Source organism: Haloarcula laminariae, from assembly GCF_025457605.1.
In the GTDB taxonomy this organism is placed as follows: domain Archaea; phylum Halobacteriota; class Halobacteria; order Halobacteriales; family Haloarculaceae; genus Haloarcula; species Haloarcula laminariae.
This window is the reverse complement of the sequence record NZ_JAMZFY010000001.1, coordinates 491,345-507,406: the sequence shown is the minus strand read 5'-3', so window position 1 is coordinate 507,406 and position 16,062 is coordinate 491,345. Positions and strand designations below refer to the sequence as shown.

General features: G+C 71.0%; 17 protein-coding genes. 4 read left to right on the top strand and 13 right to left on the bottom strand.

The features are described from left to right. Window positions 1–100: 100 nt before the first annotated feature. From NJQ98_RS02620 to NJQ98_RS02610, 3 genes are read left to right on the top strand one after another with little or no spacing between them, the layout of a single operon-like run. Window positions 101–334: a helix-turn-helix domain-containing protein gene (locus tag NJQ98_RS02620; RefSeq protein WP_262175395.1), complete on the top strand. Its 234-nt coding sequence runs from the start codon at window positions 101–103 to the stop codon at window positions 332–334. Window positions 335–374: 40 nt separating this feature from the next. Beyond that, window positions 375–1,769 (top strand): arylsulfotransferase family protein, encoded by a 1,395-nt coding sequence (locus NJQ98_RS02615; RefSeq protein ID WP_262175393.1) that lies wholly within the window; start codon window positions 375–377, stop codon window positions 1,767–1,769. Further along, entirely contained in the window at window positions 1,766–3,391 is a 1,626-nt protein-coding gene (locus NJQ98_RS02610; RefSeq protein WP_262175391.1) for a hypothetical protein, read from the top strand. Before NJQ98_RS02615 ends, NJQ98_RS02610 begins: the two co-directional genes overlap by 4 nt. Window positions 3,392–3,394: 3 nt before the next feature. Here the strand turns inward: NJQ98_RS02610 and NJQ98_RS02605 are convergent, their stop codons facing one another. From NJQ98_RS02605 to NJQ98_RS02580, 6 genes are all read right to left on the bottom strand, one after another. Then, window positions 3,395–4,225: a phosphatase PAP2 family protein gene (locus tag NJQ98_RS02605; RefSeq protein WP_262175389.1), complete on the bottom strand. Its 831-nt coding sequence runs from the start codon at window positions 4,223–4,225 to the stop codon at window positions 3,395–3,397. A 2-nt stretch (window positions 4,226–4,227) separates the two neighbouring features. After that, the gene (locus tag NJQ98_RS02600) at window positions 4,228–5,985 is read right to left on the bottom strand and encodes an ABC transporter substrate-binding protein (RefSeq protein WP_262175388.1); all 1,758 of its coding nucleotides are present in this window, start codon (window positions 5,983–5,985) and stop codon (window positions 4,228–4,230) included. A gap of 77 nt (window positions 5,986–6,062) precedes the next feature. Then, on the bottom strand, window positions 6,063–7,244 hold the full coding sequence (locus NJQ98_RS02595) for a hypothetical protein (protein ID WP_262175386.1): 1,182 nt from the start codon (window positions 7,242–7,244) through the stop codon (window positions 6,063–6,065). Window positions 7,245–7,276: 32 nt separating this feature from the next. Next, window positions 7,277–7,822, bottom strand: a complete 546-nt coding sequence (locus NJQ98_RS02590) for a DUF8054 family protein (protein WP_262175385.1) — start codon at window positions 7,820–7,822, stop codon at window positions 7,277–7,279. After that, window positions 7,819–8,583 carry a nucleotide-binding protein gene (locus NJQ98_RS02585; protein ID WP_262175384.1) on the bottom strand — a complete coding sequence of 255 codons (765 nt, stop codon included), beginning with the start codon at window positions 8,581–8,583 and terminating at the stop codon, window positions 7,819–7,821. The genes NJQ98_RS02590 and NJQ98_RS02585 overlap by 4 nt, the downstream gene beginning before the upstream one ends. Before the next feature lie 59 nt (window positions 8,584–8,642). Further along, on the bottom strand, window positions 8,643–10,118 hold the full coding sequence (locus tag NJQ98_RS02580; protein ID WP_262175383.1) for a cobyric acid synthase: 1,476 nt from the start codon (window positions 10,116–10,118) through the stop codon (window positions 8,643–8,645). Between the two features lie 75 nt (window positions 10,119–10,193). Between NJQ98_RS02580 and NJQ98_RS02575 the strand changes: the two genes are divergently transcribed. Further along, window positions 10,194–10,466: a DUF8152 family protein gene (locus NJQ98_RS02575; RefSeq protein WP_262175381.1), complete on the top strand. Its 273-nt coding sequence runs from the start codon at window positions 10,194–10,196 to the stop codon at window positions 10,464–10,466. Here the strand turns inward: NJQ98_RS02575 and NJQ98_RS02570 are convergent. The 7 genes from NJQ98_RS02570 to NJQ98_RS02540 form a co-directional block, all read right to left on the bottom strand. Beyond that, window positions 10,463–11,113 carry a cob(I)yrinic acid a,c-diamide adenosyltransferase gene (locus NJQ98_RS02570; RefSeq protein WP_262175380.1) on the bottom strand — a complete coding sequence of 217 codons (651 nt, stop codon included), beginning with the start codon at window positions 11,111–11,113 and terminating at the stop codon, window positions 10,463–10,465. The two genes, NJQ98_RS02575 and NJQ98_RS02570, sit on opposite strands and share 4 nt — an antisense overlap. A gap of 9 nt (window positions 11,114–11,122) precedes the next feature. Further along, complete coding sequence (locus NJQ98_RS02565) at window positions 11,123–11,821, bottom strand: adenosylcobinamide amidohydrolase (RefSeq protein WP_262175379.1); 699 nt, start codon at window positions 11,819–11,821, stop codon at window positions 11,123–11,125. Beyond that, window positions 11,814–12,860 (bottom strand): threonine-phosphate decarboxylase CobD, encoded by a 1,047-nt coding sequence (gene cobD / locus NJQ98_RS02560; RefSeq protein WP_262175378.1) that lies wholly within the window; start codon window positions 12,858–12,860, stop codon window positions 11,814–11,816. Before cobD ends, NJQ98_RS02565 begins: the two co-directional genes overlap by 8 nt. 122 nt (window positions 12,861–12,982) lie before the next feature. Further along, window positions 12,983–13,522 (bottom strand): NTP transferase domain-containing protein, encoded by a 540-nt coding sequence (locus NJQ98_RS02555; RefSeq protein WP_262178716.1) that lies wholly within the window; start codon window positions 13,520–13,522, stop codon window positions 12,983–12,985. After that, entirely contained in the window at window positions 13,522–14,292 is a 771-nt protein-coding gene (cobS, locus tag NJQ98_RS02550) for an adenosylcobinamide-GDP ribazoletransferase (protein WP_262175377.1), read from the bottom strand. Before cobS ends, NJQ98_RS02555 begins: the two co-directional genes overlap by 1 nt. Next, entirely contained in the window at window positions 14,283–15,221 is a 939-nt protein-coding gene (locus tag NJQ98_RS02545) for a CobD/CbiB family cobalamin biosynthesis protein (RefSeq protein ID WP_262175375.1), read from the bottom strand. Before NJQ98_RS02545 ends, cobS begins: the two co-directional genes overlap by 10 nt. Next, window positions 15,218–15,844: an HAD family hydrolase gene (locus NJQ98_RS02540; protein ID WP_262175374.1), complete on the bottom strand. Its 627-nt coding sequence runs from the start codon at window positions 15,842–15,844 to the stop codon at window positions 15,218–15,220. Before NJQ98_RS02540 ends, NJQ98_RS02545 begins: the two co-directional genes overlap by 4 nt. Between the last annotated feature and the right edge of the window lie 218 nt (window positions 15,845–16,062).

Genomic DNA, 16,062 nt, shown 5'->3' with positions numbered 1-16,062 from the left:
GAGGAAAGGACGCTCCTGGCCCGGCGTTCGGCAGTTTAACCGGACGTTACCCGAGACGGCCGGGCGAAAACTAAGTACCCGGCACCCGACAGGTTCGACAATGTCACCGCCCGGGCGCGAAGTCCAGTATACGGAATCGGACGTCATCGAAGTGTTCAGAGACCGGGGCGACTACGCCGAGCCGCTGACCGCCAAGGAGATAGCGGACCGGCTGGGCTGTTCGCGGCGGACGGCGCTGAACAAGCTCCACGACCTCGAGGCCGAGACGGACATCACCAGCAAGAAGGTCGGCGGGCGCTCACGGGTGTGGTGGATACCGGTCCGGACCGACTGACGATGGCCGGACGACGGGGAGAACCGGCGCCGCGACCGCCATGAGCCCCGCACTGCTTGCGGGACGCCGGTACAGAGCGGCGTTCGCGCTGGCGGCGCTGTGCTGTGTAGCGATACTCGTCGGCGGCTACGCGACGGCCGGGGCGGACGCGTCGCTGGCCCGGAGCGACTCGGCCGGCGAGGCGGACAACGGAACGAACGACACGGTCGTCCCGCCCCGGGACAACGTCACCGTCGTGGCGACCGACTCGACGGCGTTTGTCACCGACGTGGGCGACGGCCCGCGAAAGCGGGCGGAGCTGGTCGCCTTTGCCCCGAACGGCAGCGTCTACTACCGCGACGAGAGCCACACGCGCTACTGGGACGTGGACCCGGTCGCGGGGACCGCGGCGACCGTCGAGTACGTCTACGCCGACCACCTGGCGCCCGAGGACTGCAGCTCTGGGAGCGCTTGTACCCGCAACGGCGTCGAGCGGGTGAACCTGACCACCGGCAACGTGACGCGGGTTTACTCGCGCATCACGCCGGGGAAACACTCGACGCGGTGGCACGACGCCGACCGCATCGGCGAGGACCGCCTGCTCGTGGCCGACATCGACCAGGACCGCGCGTTCGTCGTCAACACCACGACCGAACAGCTCACCTGGTCGTGGGACGCCCAGACCGATTTCAACACGAGCAGCGGCGGCCCCTACCCCGAGGACTGGACCCACATCAACGACGTCGAGTACGTCGAACTCGACGGCCGGGAGACGGTGATGGTCAGCGTCCGCAACCACGACCAGGTTGTCTTCGTCGACACCGAGACCGGGCTGCGGGAGAGCTGGACCCTGGGCAGCGACGGGGACCACGACACGCTGTACGAGCAGCACAACCCCGATTTCATCCCCGCCGAGCGGGGCGGCCCCGCCGTGCTGGTCGCCGACTCGGAGAACGGCCGCGTCGTCGAGTACCAGCGCCGGAACGGGAGCTGGGAGCGGTCCTGGGAGTGGCGCGACCAGCGCCTGACCTGGGTCCGGGACGCCGACCGGCTCCCGAACGGCCACACCCTGATAACCGACTCCAACGGGGACCGCGTGCTGGAAGTCGCACGGAACGGCAGCGTCGTCTGGTCGAGCACCGTCGGCTTCCCCTACGAATCGGAGCGCCTGGGCACCGGCGACGAGAGCGCCGGCGGCCGGAGCGCGGCGGCGCTCGGGCTGCCCGCCCGGACGCCGTCGGCGGAGAACCGCTCGGCGGTGAGCGAGACGACGACGCTGCTGCCGAAACCGCTCGTCAACGGCGTCGCCTACCTGCTACCGGCGTGGGTCGGGCCGGTCGAAGCGCTGGCCGCCGTGGGGCTGGTCGTCGTCCTCCTGGTCTGGGCCGTCGTCGAGTGGCGTCGGCGCTCCTTCGAAGTGCATTTGCGGTGGCCGGTGCAGATACGTAACAGATGAGCGGGTCCCATCTCGCCGGAGCGCGGGCGGGCGTCCGAGCGCGGCTGCCGGCCTCGCCCGTCGACAGCGACGACGCCCGGTGGCTCGGCTGGCCACTGCTTGTCGGCCTGGCCGTCGTGGCCATCTACCTCGCGACGAACGACTACCCGGCCTACGGCGCGGGGCTCTACGTCGAGACCGCCGACGCCATACGGGCAAACGGCTACGCGCTACCGGCGACGATACCACACTACGGCCCGGAGGGAGTCCCCTTCGCGTACCCCCCGCTCGTGTTCTACGCCCTCGCGGTACTGCGGGACCTCGGGGCGGGCGCGTTCGCGACGGCGCTGTATCTCCCGCCGCTGGTGACCGTCGCGGCCCTCGTGCCGACGTATCTGCTCGGCCGCGACCTGGTGGGCGACCGCCGGGCCGGCACCGCGGCGGCGCTGCTTGTGGTCCTGAACCCCCAGGTGCTTGAGTGGCACATCAGCGCCGGCGGCCTCGTCCGCGCGCCGGCCTTCGTCTTCGCGCTGTGTGGGAGCTACGCGGCGCTTCGCATCTTCCGCGACGGGGCCCGCGAGTGGGTCCTCCCGGGGCTGTTCTCGGTGGCGCTGGTCGCACACACGCACCCGACCTACACCATCTTCACCGTCGCCACCTACCTCGTCTTCTGGGCCGGGTACGACCGCTCGCCGGGGGGGCTGGTCCGGGGCGCGGTCGTCGGGTTCGGCGCCCTGGCGCTGGGGGCGCCGTGGCTGGCGACCGTCGTGAGCCATCACGGCATCGGCGTCTTTTCGGGTGCCGCAGGCACCCACGGCGGGCTGTTCGGCGTGGTCTACCGCCTGCGCGAGTGGGGGCCGACCGGCGCGCTCGTCCCGATGGCCGCCGCCGTTGGACTGCTGGGGACGCGACACCGGGTGGTGGGCGCGTGGACAGCCGCCGTCTGGCTCCTCTTCGCACAGCCCCGGTTCACCTACGCGGTGGGAGCCATCGCGATGGTCGCCGCCGCCGTCGAGCTGGCCGAGCGGGGGTACGCCGACGGGGCCGTCGCCCTCGTCGACGGCGCTCTCGGCCGCGCCGCTGCCGGGACGCCCGACCGACCGGACGGCGGGATGGTCCGGCCCGACCCGGCCGCCGCTCGCGTCGTCGTCGCCGGCCTCGTCGTGCTCTCGCTGGTCGGCCTGGGCGGGCTCGGCTACGGGTTCGCCGGTTCGGACGAGACGACCCCCGAGTTCGTCGACGACGCCGACACCAAGGCGATGGCGTGGGCCGCCGAGGAGACCGACCCGGACGCGACGTTCGTCGTCTTCGGCGACGCCGCCGAGTGGTTCCCGGTCTACACCGACCGGACTATCCTCGTCTCCCCCTGGGGCGCCGAGTGGCGCGGTCCGGACACCTACGAGGCGCACCTGAACGCCTTCGTCAACGGCTCCGAGTGCCGGAGTCGGAGCTGTGCGGCGGCCGCGATGGCGACCGTCGATGCGGACCCGGAGTACGTCTATCTGCCGAGGGGGCCGTACACCGTCCGGGGCGACTACGAGCGAGCCAACGGCACCCTCGAAGCGTCGTTCGCCGAGAGCCCCCGCTACGAGCGCGCCTTCGAGAACGACGGCGTGGTCGTCTTCCGACGCACCAGCGCGTAGCGGTCACCGCCAGCGGTCGTACAGTGCCCGCCAGCGGCCGTACAGCGACGCCACGCGGTCCGAGGAGACCGCCCAGACGCTGAACGTCGCGAGGACGGTCCCCGCGACCACGTCGGTGGCCCAGTGGATGCCCAGAATCATCGTCGAGAGGACGATGCTGACCGCGAGGAAGACGGCGACGGGCGTCCACTTCGGGAACGTCTCGTGGTCCCGTATCGCGAGCAGGGCGACGGTCACCGACAGCGAGGTGTGCAGGGACGGGAAGACGTTGGTGTTGGCGTTGACCTCGCTGGTCAGCAACTGGAACCGCGGGAGGGTATCGAACAGCAGCGGCTCGACCAGCGCCGGCATGTAGTTGCGCGGCCCGTAGGCGATAAAGAGCAGGTAACAGCACATCCCGGCGGTGTAGTTGATGGCGTAGGCGAAGGCGGTGTGTCGGAGGTACCGCCGCTCGGCGGCGAGCATCGCCGCGAGCAGCGGGAAGACCAGCAGGAACGCGTAGCCGTAGACGTAGACGTAGCCGAAATACAGCGTCAGCCAGCCGGGCACCAGCGACTGTATCGTCGCGACGACGGTCCCTTCGAGCGAGTAGATGAACCGGGTGATGTTGGTCCCGATTATCCAGGAGATGTCGACGCCGATGTTGCGGACCAAGCTGTTTATCACCAACACGAAGACGAGGAAGCCGACCGGCTGCAGCGCCATCCGCAGGCGCGTGGGCAAATCGGCCGCGGCGCTCCGGAGTCGGTCCGGGCCGACAACGACCGACAGCGAGACCGAGAGCATGAGCGAGAGAACCGCGACGACCTCCAGGAAGACGGCGACGACACCCATGGTCAGGACTGGAGCAGCCGTCCCTGTTCATTGTACCGGTAGCCGGCGGCGCGGAACGCTTTGCGGGCACGCTCCGTGTCGATGGTCCCGTCGGTACCGAGGAAGTCGGTGACCGGGTCCGACCGCTCCCATTCGAGGTCCGAGGGGAGCCACTTGGTGCCCGCCAGCGGGCTCACCGCGGGGTCGACGTAGCCGTCGAACACCGACTCGGCCAGCCACCCGCGGTCGACCAGCCGGGCGAGCGTGTTGCGGAACCGCGGGTTCGTCAGCGGCGGGCGACGGGTGTTTATCCCGACGAAGTAGAACGCCCCGCTTCGGTCGATGTTCAACGAGACCTCGTCGGCGCGGCCGATTCTCGAAGTCAGATTCGGCCCCACGCCCAGCGCGGTCACGTCGGCCTCCCCGTCGGCGACGAGGTTGACCGCCGAGGAGTCAGAACCGACAAAGCGGAGTTCGAACTCGTCGAAGGCCAGTCCGTCGGAGAGGGCGCTGGGCAGTCCCGTCTCCTCTGTCGTCTCGAGGAAGTGGTCCTCGAAGCGTTCGAGCACGAGCGTCTGGTCCTGGGACACCGACGTGAACTGGAGGGGGCCGCTACCGACCGGCGGGATGTTCGAACTCACGAGCGCGTCGGTCGTCGTCACACCGACGTCCACGCCGCTGACGGTCGCCTTGTCCGTTCGGTCGCGCCAGACGTGCTGGGGCAACAGCGGAACGGTGAGCACCCGGCGTGCCGTCTGGCGGCTGCAGTCGGCAAACCGGAGCCTGAGCGTCACGTCGTCGACGGCGGTCGCGCTGTCGACGAGCGAGGAGCGGCCCCGATAGCGAAACGTCGGGACCGGTTCGGGGAGCGACTCCAGTGAGGTGTCCTGTAACAGCCGGTAGGTGAAGGCGGCGTCGGACGCGGTCAGCTGTCGGTCGTCGTGCCAGGAGAGGTCCTCGCGCAGCGTCACCTCGAGTTCGAGCGGGTCCTCGCCGGTCCACTCCCAGTTCGTCGCCGCCCACGGGTAGAGGGTGCCCTGGTAGCGGTACGCGAGCGAGTCGTACAGCAGGTCCGTGATGTCCGACGGGCCGCGGTAGCTCGACATGAGCGGGTTGAGGTTCGCCATCGACCTGTCGTCGGGCGTGGTCGCCCGGAGCCTCGTCGCGGACTCGGCTGTGCGGTTCAGGCCCAGGAGGTTCACCGGCGACGGGTCGAACACCCCGTTCCACCCGGTGAACCGGTCGGTGCGTGCGGCCCGGATGACGTTCGGGAAGCCAAGTACCAGGAAGGGACACACCTGCACGAGCCGTCGCTGGATGCGCGTGGCCGTTTCTGTCCGCTGTGTGCCGGTCTCCCGTCGCTGTCGCTCCAGCAGGTCGTCCATCATGAGGTTGGTGTAGCCGAATGGGTTCTGTAACCCCGACTCGACCGAGTACGTGGAGTGCAACAGCGAGTGGAAGGCGTCCGGGTCGTCGAACGTCCCCGGGAACTGGCCGACGAACAGGTCGAACTCGTGGTTGACGAGTGTCTGTCGGTAGAGCCCCTCGGCGGTGATAGGCTGGATGCTGGCCTGGATGCCGGCACTTTCCAGCCAGGTCGACAGCTGCCGGGCGATGGCGATAGCGTACGGGTCCTGGTCGACCGGGAGCGTCTTTATCGAGAGCGAGACGGTCGTCGGTTGACTCCGGCCGACGAGGGCCCGTATCCGGCTGAGGCAGCCGCTCATCGCGGCGAGCCCGCCGGAGAGACCCGCCAGTGCGGACCGACGGGTGACCCCCATATCACCACCGGAGCAAGACGCCATTACTGTAGGTGTTTAGCTCATGATATAACAGCCCTGTGTTTGTGGCCGGGCGGTCACAGGAACCCGAAGAGCGGTGCGAGCAGCCCCCAGAGCCACACAGCGGCGCCGACGAATGTAAACGCCGAGCGTCGGTTACCCCCGCCCGCGGCCAGGGCCCCGAGGGCGGCCGTCATGAGCAGTCGGTGCTGCAGTATCCGGTCCGGGGGAACGAACCCGAGCATGGCGAACTCCAGTGTGAAACCCAGCGCGAGCCCGATGGCAGCCGCCGGGGCCGCCAGCCACCCGGGCAGGTCGGCGGCGTACCAGACCACGGCGACCGGGAGCCCGATGGCGAGACACGGGTACAGCATGACGACGAACAGCTTCGGCGTGAGCAGCGGGATGGCGTCTTCGAGCCCGATACCCAGGGCGCGAACCACCAGGGGAATCCCGGCCGCCAGCCCGAACACGACCAGCGCCTGGTCGCGAGTGGCGGGCTGGGAGAGCACCTCGTCGAGGACCGCCCAGTCCTTCCGGGCGGTAATGCCGACGAGCCCCGGGAGCAGCGCACTCACGACGACGACGACGATGCCGCGGTCGAGCCCTCTGGCGTTTTGCTCGTGACGGCGCTCGACGGCCTCGACGTCGCTGTTTTCGAACTCCGACTCCAGCATGTCAGCGGTCCCCCGGATCTCAGTGACGGTGTGGCGCAGGCGAAACCAGTCCCAGTACTCCGAGTGAGCCTGCAGCGCGGTCCAGGAGGAGTCCGCCGAAGGGGCAAAGGCCCGGACGTGGTGGCGCGAGCCGAGATACGCCCCGACGTGGAGCTGGTACCGCTGTTCGAGCCACCGGCCCTCGCCGGCTTCGGTCTCGACGTAGGTGTATCGGACCGAGCCGTGGGCGTGTCGCCAGCTCGACACCGAGTTCGTCTGAGCGAGGTTTATCTGGGCCCCCAGCGGTTGTCTGGTCGGTCGCGTCCGGTCCCATCCGTCCTCGACGTTCTGGCCCAGAATCTCCCGCGCAGTCCTCGGGTTCTCGGTGACGATGGCGTTGATGACGAGCGTCCGGTCCTCGAATCTCTCCGAGCGGCTGGTGTAGGGCCACAGCCGGTCGCCGGACCCGTCGACCTCGATTATCGTCTGTGACCCGTCGGCCTGCTGGGCCCGGTCCTGTGCGTGGCCAGCGACGGGGACCGAGAGGGACAGGACGACGGCGATAGCGAGCACGGCGAGTACGGCGGGAACGGAACGCCCCATTTGTTAGCGGCTACTACAGGACACAGCGTTAATTACGTATCGTTCAGTTTCCACTCGGCCGCACGCTGTTTCGCTTCCTCCCTGGCCTGTTCCCGGATGGCGGCAATCTTTTCTTCGTCTTCCAGAAACGCCTCGACAGCGCCGTGGTCGCCCGCCCCGTCGGCCGCCGGGGCAGTCGGCCGCTGGGCGGGGGCGGAACGGCGGGTGCTGTCGGCCAGCGCGGGGTCACCGGCCAGCCGCTCGGCGGGCATCCCGGGCGGCACGCGGAGGTCGTCGACCTCGTGGACCGGCGCGAGGTCGGCCGCGTCGAGTTCGAAGACGGAGACGTGATACGGCCCCGGGACGGCGAGGTCGGCCAGCGCCGGCGGACCGCCCCTGCCGGTGCCGGTGTGGTAGGCGACCACCGGCACGCCGTCGGCGAAGGTGACGACGCCGCGGCCGTCGGCGTCGAGCAACAGCGAGTCCTGTGGCTCGAACACCGCGTAGCCGGTCACCCCGCGGTCGAGCACCTCCGCGAGGGGCTCGCGCGGGTCGGTGACGACCCGTGACTTTCTGAGCCGCCCCTGCGGGAGCCTCATGGTGGCTCCGGGATGACCGCGCTTCGGAACCGGTCGGCGACCTCGCCGGATTCGCCGTCCCGGACGGCGAGCGAGTCGGCGGCCTGCCGGTAGGCCGCCGCGGCCTCGCAGTCGGGGGCGTGGGCCAGCAGCGGCCGACCGGCCCGGCGGGCCTCGCGTGCGCGCTCGCTCTCCGGGACGGCCCCGAGCGTCGGTCCCTCGAAGTAGCGCTCGGTCTTCTCGGCCACGCGGTCGACGCCGTCCTCCCGGACCTTGTTGAACAGGATACCCGCGACGGCTGTGTCGTAGGAGAGCGCGTACTCCTGTACTTTCAGGCCGTCCGAGATAGCGGGGATGGTCGGCTGGAGGACGACGACCGCCCGGTCGGCCATCACCACGGGGAGCACGGCGGCCCGGCTGTCGAGCGCCGGTGGGGAGTCGAGCAGGATGACGTCCGTGTCGGCGGCCAGCCGCGCGACCACCTCCCGCAGGCGGGCCGGGTCGGCGTCGCGGAAGCCGTCGAGGCTCGTGCCACACGGGACGACCGTCATCCCGAACCGGTCGTAGGTCGCCGCCTCGACCGCCGCCGAGTCCGCGAGCACGTCGTGCAGCGTCGTCTCGGCGTCCGAGAGCCCGGCGTGAAAGAGCAGGTTCGCCATCCCGGTGTCGGCGTCGACCACGGTGACGTCGTAGCGCTCGGACAGGGCCATCCCCAGCGCGACCGTGCTGGTGGTCTTGCCCGTTCCACCCTTGCCGCTGGCGACAGCGAACACTTCGACCATTACCGGTAGTGGCCCGCCGATGGCATATAAAGTTCCGTCTTACGGGCGCGAAAACAACCCTACCAGCTCACCGGCAGCGGGTCCGGGTCGACGTGTGTCTCGACGAGCGCGGCGGCCCGGTCGTACGGGTCCGACCGCTGCCCGCTGTCCGCCGATAGCCGCTCGACGCCGGCCGCATCGAACGTACTTCTCACGAAGGCATCTACCGCTGCCCGGTTGGTGAAGAGGTCGTGGAGGTAGGTCCCGAGCACGTGAGCGGTCGCCGCGCCGGCGCCGTCGAAGGGGCGTATCACCTCGCCGGTCGGCTCCGATTCGCCCATGTGTATTTCGTATCCCGTGACGGTACCGCTGGCGCCCGCGAGGGGGCCGACACCGTCGAGCCGCCGCTCGACGTGGTCGACGGTCTTTTCGGTCGAGAAGACCGTCCGGACCGGGAGCAGACCCAGCCCTTCGACGCGCTCCCGGCTTCCGGTTCCTTCGAGGGAAGCGTTCGTTATCGCCTCGCCGAGCATCTGATACCCCCCGCAGAGCCCGACCACCGGCCCGTCGAACGCCCGGAGACGCTCGCCGAACCCGGCCTCCCGCAGCGCCAGCAGGTCGTCGACGGTGTTCTTGCTGCCTGGCAACACCACGGCGTCGGCGTCGGCCAGCGAGGCCGAGGGCGGGACGTAGGTGACGCGGACCCCGGGCTCGGCGGCGAGGGGCCGGAGGTCGGTGAAATTCGAGATGCGCGGGAGCCGCGGGACCGCGACGGTGACGCTGTGCTCGTCCGGCACGCCGTCGTCCCCGCCGCGAACGGCCCGCTCGCCGACCGGCGGCAGCGCGACGCTGTCCTCCTCGGGGAGGCCGGGGTCGTCGTAGGGGAGCACGCCGACCACCGGAACGCCCGTTCGCTCCTCGAAGGCGTCGAGACCGGGGTCGAGCAGCGACCTGTCCCCCCGGAACTTCGTGACGACGGCGCCGGCGATTCGCTCGCGGATGTCCTCGGGGACGAGTTCGAGCGTCCCGACGAGCGAGGCGAAGACGCCGCCCCGTTCGATGTCCGCTACGAGGAGGATATCGGCGTCAGCAAAGCGGGCCGTCTCGACGTTCGCGAGGTCCCGGTGGTGGAGATTTATCTCGGCGATGGAGCCGGCGCCCTCCGCGACGACGACGTCGCGGTCGGCGGCGAGCCGTCCGTGAGCGGCCTCGGCCGCGGCCAGCGCATCCGCCCAGTGATCCTCGTAGTAGCTCCCGGCGGCGTAGTTGCCGACCGCCGTCCCGTCGACGACCAGCTGTGACTCCCCGTCGCCGCGGGGCTTGAGCAGGACGGGGTTGTGGTCGGTCGAGGGAGCGACCCGGGCCGCGCGGGCCTGAACGTACTGGGAGACGCCGATTTCACCGCCCGGGGTCGCCCGGGCGTTGTTGCTCATGTTCTGGGCCTTGAACGGCGCGACCGACACGCCACGGTCGGCGAGCAGGCGACAGAGCCCGGCCGCTACCGTGCTCTTTCCCACGTGTGAAGCAGTTCCAGCGACCAGGAGAGTCGTCGCCATCTATCGGGACTGGGAGCGCCGTAGACATGAGTGGTTCGGCGGCGGTTATTTCGGGTCGGCGCGTCTGGCTGCCGTATGAACGAGACGCGTCTGCGGGACCTGTACGACCACCTAGCTGCGACTGCGGAGCGACCGGTCGAGCGCACCGCGAGTCGCTGGCTCGGCGAGGCCGAGGCCATCGCGGGCGAGGTCGCCGACGGGAACATGGACGCGCCGGTACGACGGGAGCGGCTGGAGAAAGTCGGGCACCTGCTTGCAAACGTCGAATCGACCGGCGACGAGGCCGCCGACGAACACGTCGCGGCCGCGAGGACTATTGTCGAGGAGCTGCTGCCCGACGAGGGCTAGTACTCGGTGCCCTTCCGCGCCGAGTGACCCGCGTCCAGGGGGTGTTTCACCTTCCCGACCTCGGTGACGAGGTCGGCGTGCTCGAAGACGTACTCGGGCGCGTCGTGACCGCCTGTGAGAACGAGTTCGACGTTGTCGGGTTTGGCCTCGATGAGTTCGACCACGTCCTCTGGGTCGACGAGCCCCCGGTTCGCGGCGTACAGTATCTCGTCGACGACGAGCATATTGACGCCGGCTTCGGGCGGGCCGTCGGCGTCGAGCGGGCGGGTCAGGTCCGCCTCGGCGCTGGCGGCCAGAATCTCGTGGGCCCGGTCGAGCGCCCCCTTCGCGCGGGCCGTGTGTTCGTCGTCGTCGCTGCCGTCCATGAAGCCGTGCCAGCCGTAGTGGCCGGCGTTCTCGTAGGAAAAGCCCGGCAGCGCCGCGATGGCGTTGTACTCGCCCCGGACGTCCTCGACGGTCCCGGTCCCGCCTTTCATGAACTGCAGGAGGTGGGCCCGATAGCCGTGGCCGACCGCGCGGGTCGCCATCCCCAGCGCCGCGGTCGTCTTGCCCTTCCCGTCGCCCCACCACACCTGCACGAGGCCGAACTCCTCAGGCGCGCTGGGCTGGATGGGCTCCGCTGTCGGGCCGGCGGTGTTGTCGCTCATGGGGGGAGATTAGGGGGCACGAACATCGCTCTGGCGGTCGGTGACGACGCCGTACGTCGCGTCGGCCGGCGCGGGCGGCCCGTCGTCGTATCGCGAGCGGAGACTCGCCACCACGGCGTCGCGCACACAGGCCCGCGCGGCCGACCCCACGTCGGTCGCGCTGCCAGCGAACTCGGCCCGCTCGGCGCTCGGGTCAGCACCGACCACGGCGGCGTCCGAGGTGGTCCCCGGCACGTCGGCGACGGCAAGCAGCGTCGCCGCCTTCGCCTCGACGACGGTCCCGAGCAGCGTCGCGAGCGCGCCGTCGGAGAGCGCGCGGTCGACGCCGACGAGGAGGTTGACCGTCCCGGGTCGCCACGGCCCGGTGTCGTCGCCGGCACCACCGGCGGCCGCGCTGTCCGTCCCGACCGGCAACACCGCCGGGTTCGAGAGCCCCGCGGTCGAAAGCACCGTCACCGGCCCACTCGTGGCGACGCGGGCGTGGTCCATCGCGACGCCGGTAAGCAGCGTCGGCCCGACCTCAAAGCCGACCTGGGCCAGCCGCCGCTCGCGGTAGTCGTCGAGGTCGGTCCGGTCGAAGCCGGTCGGGACGGTGACGTTGTAGGCCGCGTCCGCCTCGCGGTAGCCGCCGTCCCACGCGGTCGAGAGCCAGCGCGTCCCCGCCCGTCGGACCCGGGTGACGCCGTCCCGGCGGGTCGTCTCAAACATCCAGCGCCTCCAGCAGCCGGTCGTTTTCGTCCGGTAGGCGGACGGCCACGCGGACGTGGCCATCGAGGCGTCGGAACGTCCGCGCGTCCCGCAGCGCGATACCCCGCTCACGGGCCGTCGCGAGCAGGTCGTCGACGCCGGCCTCCCCGGCGTCGAAACAGAGGAACGGCGAGTCGGACGGGAACACGTCGAAGCGGGCGTCGAGTCGCTCATGCATACGCTCTCGTTCGCGGGCAACCCGCTCACGGGTCTCGGCGACGAACGCCTCGGCGCCGTAGCAGTGCGCGCCCACGGCGGCCGCCGGCGCGCTCATCGACCAGGCCCGCCGAGCGGTCGCGAGGCGGTCGAGCGCGTCGCCGGTCCCGACGGCATACCCCATCCGGACCCCCGGCAGGCCGAACAGCTTCGTGAGCGAGCGGGCGACGACGACGCCCGGCCGGCCCGCGAGCGACGGCTGGTCGGTGAAGCCGAGGAAGGCCTCGTCGACCAGCAGCGTCGTCCCGGCCTCGCGACAGCGGTCGGCAAAGGTCCGGAGCCTATCGGCGTCGTAGCACGCCCCGGTCGGGTTGTTAGGGTTGCAGACGACGGCCATCGCGTGGCCGGCGGGGTCGGCGTCGAGAATCGCGTCGTGGTCGACGAACGCCGGCTCGCCCCCCTGCAGGCGGACCTCGCGTGCGTACTCGCCGAAGCTCGGCGCCGGGACGAGCACCGATTCGCCCGGCCGAACCGTGGTCCCGATAGCCAGCCGGATGGCTTCGAGCCCGCCCGCAGTGGGGACGACTTCGGCCGGGTCGCAGCCGACGAACTCGGCCGCGGCCGAGCGGAACGCCGGATAGCCGTCGTCGGGATAGGAGCGTGCCGCATCGAAGGCGGCCCCGAAGACGTCGCGCGTGCCCGGCGGAACCAGCGGGTTCGTGTTCGCGCTGAAGTCCAGCAGGTCGGGGTCGTCGCTGCTGCCGTGGGGGACGCGCCCGTCCGCGCCGATGTGGGGGTCGCTCTCGCCGGCGGCGCGCAGCGCCGCGACGCTGTCGGGATTCATAGCAGCGACGAGGGACGGCGGCATGGAGAAGCTTTCCGTAGCTTATGGTCCTGAAACAGGGACCAGTCAGAGCGCGGGCGGCTTTCCGGCTCTCGAAGTCAGGACCGCCGCGAGAGAAGCAACTACAGTAACCCCTCGGCCACCCGAGCGTCAGCGAGCGTGTTCACGTTGACCGCGACCCGGAAGTCGTCGGTGAGCCAGGCGTCGTCGCCCGCGTCGCCGACCACGTTCACCCCGGTCGGTGCGACCTCGCGGCCATCGCGCTCGAAGGTGGTGTCGTCGCTGACGCCCAGCTCGCGCTTGCGGGCGGCCGGGACGAGTACCGAGAGCGAGCCGCTGTCGTGGGCGTCGAGCACGCGGTCGAGTATCGCGCCGTCGAGCAGCGGGAGGTCGGCCGCGACGGTGAGAACGGGCGTCGACACTCGCTGGTCGGCCAGCGCCGCGTCGAGGTCCGCGACGTACCCCTCGCCGGGCGTCTCGATACAGGGGCCGTCGAGGTGAGCCCGCGTCTCGGGCGCGGCGGGAGAGGTGACCGCGTAGGCGGTGTCGATTCGGCTCCGGTCGAGCGCCCCGAGCACGCGGTCGACCATCGGGACCCCGCCGACACGAAACAGGGGTTTCTCCGCGTCGGTATCGAGGCGCGTCCCGCGGCCGCCACACATCACCAGAGCGTCCACACCGACCCCCCCAGGAGGTGCCACGCGGCGACCGCGCCGTGCAGCGCGGCGACGCGGGCGAGTTCGTTCGTCGCGCCGAAGACGTCGCCGCCGACGCCGCCGAGCGTCCGCCGTGCCCACCGTCGGACCAGCAGCGCCACGGCGAGGGCGGCAACGAGGGCGGTAGCGGTGACCGGGACGACGACAGCGGCTATCGGAAGGGTCGCGGCGAGCGCGACCAGCAAATCGGCGGGCCCGTTCCCGTCGAGCATCGTCGAACCGAAGCCCTCGTGGCTCGGCTCGCCCAGACAGGCCAGCGTCGCCATCGCGAGCTTCGCGCCGACCTCGCTCGCGAGGACGACGGCGACGGCGGCGATGACCGGCAGTGTCGTCGTCGCCAGGAAGCCGAGCGCGAGCGCGACGAGGACCGTCCCGAGTGCCAGCACCGCGCCGACGCCGACAGTCGTGTCCCGCATCACATCGCGGCGTTCGGCCGGCGTACCGTGGACCGCCGCCGCGTCGCCCAGGTCCGCCAGTCCGTCGGCGTGGTTGACGCCGGTGACGGTGACCACCGCGGCGAGAGCGGCGGCGGCGACGACGGCCCCGGGCAGGCGGCCGACCGCCAGGAACGGCAGCGCCACGAGCGCGCCGACGGCGTAGCCCGCGAGCGGGAACGCCGCCGGGGTCGCGGTGAACGCCGTCCAGGCGTCCTCGTCGTGACCGACGGGGAGCCTGGAGAGGAAACCGAGGGCGCCCCGGAGCGCGCTCAGGACCACGCCGTCACCTCCCCGAGTGCGGTCAGGGCCAGGGCAGCGAGCGCGTAGCTGAGGACGCCGGCGACGACCACGGCGCGGACCCCGCGGCGGGCGGCCGCCGCGTCCGGGAGGCCGGCCTCGGGGTTGAGGACGTAGACGCCCGGTTTCTCCAGACGCACGGCCAGCCCGGCGGCGGCGACGCCCATCGGCCACCCGGAGTTCGGCGAGGGGACGCCGTCGAGCCACTCCCGCGTGCGTGCGAGCGAGCGCAGGTCCACGAGCGCGACCGCGAGGACGAGCGCGCTCAGACGGGCCGGGAGCCACATCACCGCGTCGTCGAGCAGAGCGGCCGGAGTTCCGACCCGCTTGTCGGGATAACCCAGCATCGAGTCCATGGTGTTGACGCCCTTGACCCACGTCGCGGCCGCGGCCGCGACCGGGAGCGCGGGGACCACGGCGACCGCGGCGACCGCCGCTCCGACGACGAACGCCGACAGCGGCGCGACCAGCCCGTCGGCCAGGTTCTCGGCGGCGCTCTCGACGGCCGCGCTGCGGAGCTGGCCGGGCGAGAGCGCGCTCGCGTCCCGCCCGGCGAGCGCGAGCAGTCCGTCCTGGGCCGCGTCGGGGTCGGTGTCGGAGTCGGCGACGACCGCGGCGGCCGCGGCTAACAATCCCCGGAGGCTGGTCGAGAGGAACAGGGCCGCCCCCGCGAGGGCAGCCGCGGAGAGCGCCGACCAGGTCCCCGCGAGAACGACGGCAGCCGCGACCGCGCCCGCGGCGGCGAGTGGGAGGGCGAACGCACCGAGCGCGCCCACGGCGAGCGGGCGGGCCCACTCGCGGTCCAGCGGCGCGACCAGCCGGCCGAACCAGGCGACCGGGTGATATCGCGTGGGCGGTTCGCCGACGAGCGCTTCGAGGGCGCCCGCGACGAGAACCGGAACCGGCGTCACAGCCGCCCCTCCCGGAGCCGCGACGCGACGGTCGGAAGCGGCGTGTCGGCGAGCAGTACCGACCGTGCGCCCGCCCGCCCCGCGCCCCCGTCCGTGCGGGCGTCGTCGCCGACGTGGACCAGGGCCGAGAGGGGCACGCCGAGGGCGTCGGCAGTCGCCTCGAAGATTCGGGGGTGGGGCTTGCGCCAGCCACAGGCCACGCTCGTCACGACGGCGTCGAGCGCGTCGCCGGCGAAGTCGACGCGTGCGAGCGTCCGCTCGACCAGCCCCGGGACGCTGCAGTTCGAGCAGACGGCGACCGGGCCGCGGTCGGCCGCCGCCGCGAGCGCGTCGTGAGCGCCGTCGCGTCGGGACACCGGCCCGTCGAAGGCTGCCAGGACGGCCTCGCGAGCGGTCGCTGCCGTGACCTCGACGCCGCGGCTGTCCAGAGCGAGTCGGACGTGTTCGTCGAGCGGTGCCTCCCGACCGCGGTCGTACTCGCGGTGGGCGGACCGGTAGGCCGCCTCCCAGTCTGCGGGCACGGCGACTCCGCGCCGGTCGAGACTGGCGGCCACGGCGTCCCAGGGCTCGTCGGGCCGGTCGGCCGCGACGAGCGTCCCGAAGAGGTCGAACGAAACAGCCACATCCGTGTAGTTACTGCAATCACACTTGAACTGTGTGGTCACATCAGTGCGTCACACATCCGTCTTGCACATACTATTATTCCGATATTTCCACCTGGCATTAGTGTTAGAGTTCTTATACAGATAGCAGTGTTTACAGTTAGATTCCATACATTAACCGCAAGACTGCAGTGTGGAGACATGGTAGTTACCCAATCCGGTTCCGCCGCCGGGCTCCC

Excerpts from the sequence above, each read along its gene's own strand:
- NJQ98_RS02555 (WP_262178716.1), bottom strand. The coding sequence starts at position 13,522 with ATGTGTGGCGGCCGCGGGACGCGCCTCGATACCGACGCGGAGAAACCC.
- NJQ98_RS02565 (WP_262175379.1), bottom strand. The coding sequence starts at position 11,821 with ATGTTTGAGACGACCCGCCGGGACGGCGTCACCCGGGTCCGACGGGCG.
- NJQ98_RS02610 (WP_262175391.1), top strand. The coding sequence starts at position 1,766 with ATGAGCGGGTCCCATCTCGCCGGAGCGCGGGCGGGCGTCCGAGCGCGG.
- NJQ98_RS02605 (WP_262175389.1), bottom strand. The coding sequence starts at position 4,225 with ATGGGTGTCGTCGCCGTCTTCCTGGAGGTCGTCGCGGTTCTCTCGCTC.
- NJQ98_RS02575 (WP_262175381.1), top strand. The coding sequence starts at position 10,194 with ATGAACGAGACGCGTCTGCGGGACCTGTACGACCACCTAGCTGCGACT.
- NJQ98_RS02590 (WP_262175385.1), bottom strand. The coding sequence starts at position 7,822 with ATGAGGCTCCCGCAGGGGCGGCTCAGAAAGTCACGGGTCGTCACCGAC.
- NJQ98_RS02600 (WP_262175388.1), bottom strand. The coding sequence starts at position 5,985 with ATGGGGGTCACCCGTCGGTCCGCACTGGCGGGTCTCTCCGGCGGGCTC.
- cobD (WP_262175378.1), bottom strand. The coding sequence starts at position 12,860 with ATGAATCCCGACAGCGTCGCGGCGCTGCGCGCCGCCGGCGAGAGCGAC.
- NJQ98_RS02615 (WP_262175393.1), top strand. The coding sequence starts at position 375 with ATGAGCCCCGCACTGCTTGCGGGACGCCGGTACAGAGCGGCGTTCGCG.
- NJQ98_RS02570 (WP_262175380.1), bottom strand. The coding sequence starts at position 11,113 with ATGAGCGACAACACCGCCGGCCCGACAGCGGAGCCCATCCAGCCCAGC.
- NJQ98_RS02580 (WP_262175383.1), bottom strand. The coding sequence starts at position 10,118 with ATGGCGACGACTCTCCTGGTCGCTGGAACTGCTTCACACGTGGGAAAG.
- NJQ98_RS02620 (WP_262175395.1), top strand. The coding sequence starts at position 101 with ATGTCACCGCCCGGGCGCGAAGTCCAGTATACGGAATCGGACGTCATC.
- NJQ98_RS02595 (WP_262175386.1), bottom strand. The coding sequence starts at position 7,244 with ATGGGGCGTTCCGTTCCCGCCGTACTCGCCGTGCTCGCTATCGCCGTC.
- NJQ98_RS02585 (WP_262175384.1), bottom strand. The coding sequence starts at position 8,583 with ATGGTCGAAGTGTTCGCTGTCGCCAGCGGCAAGGGTGGAACGGGCAAG.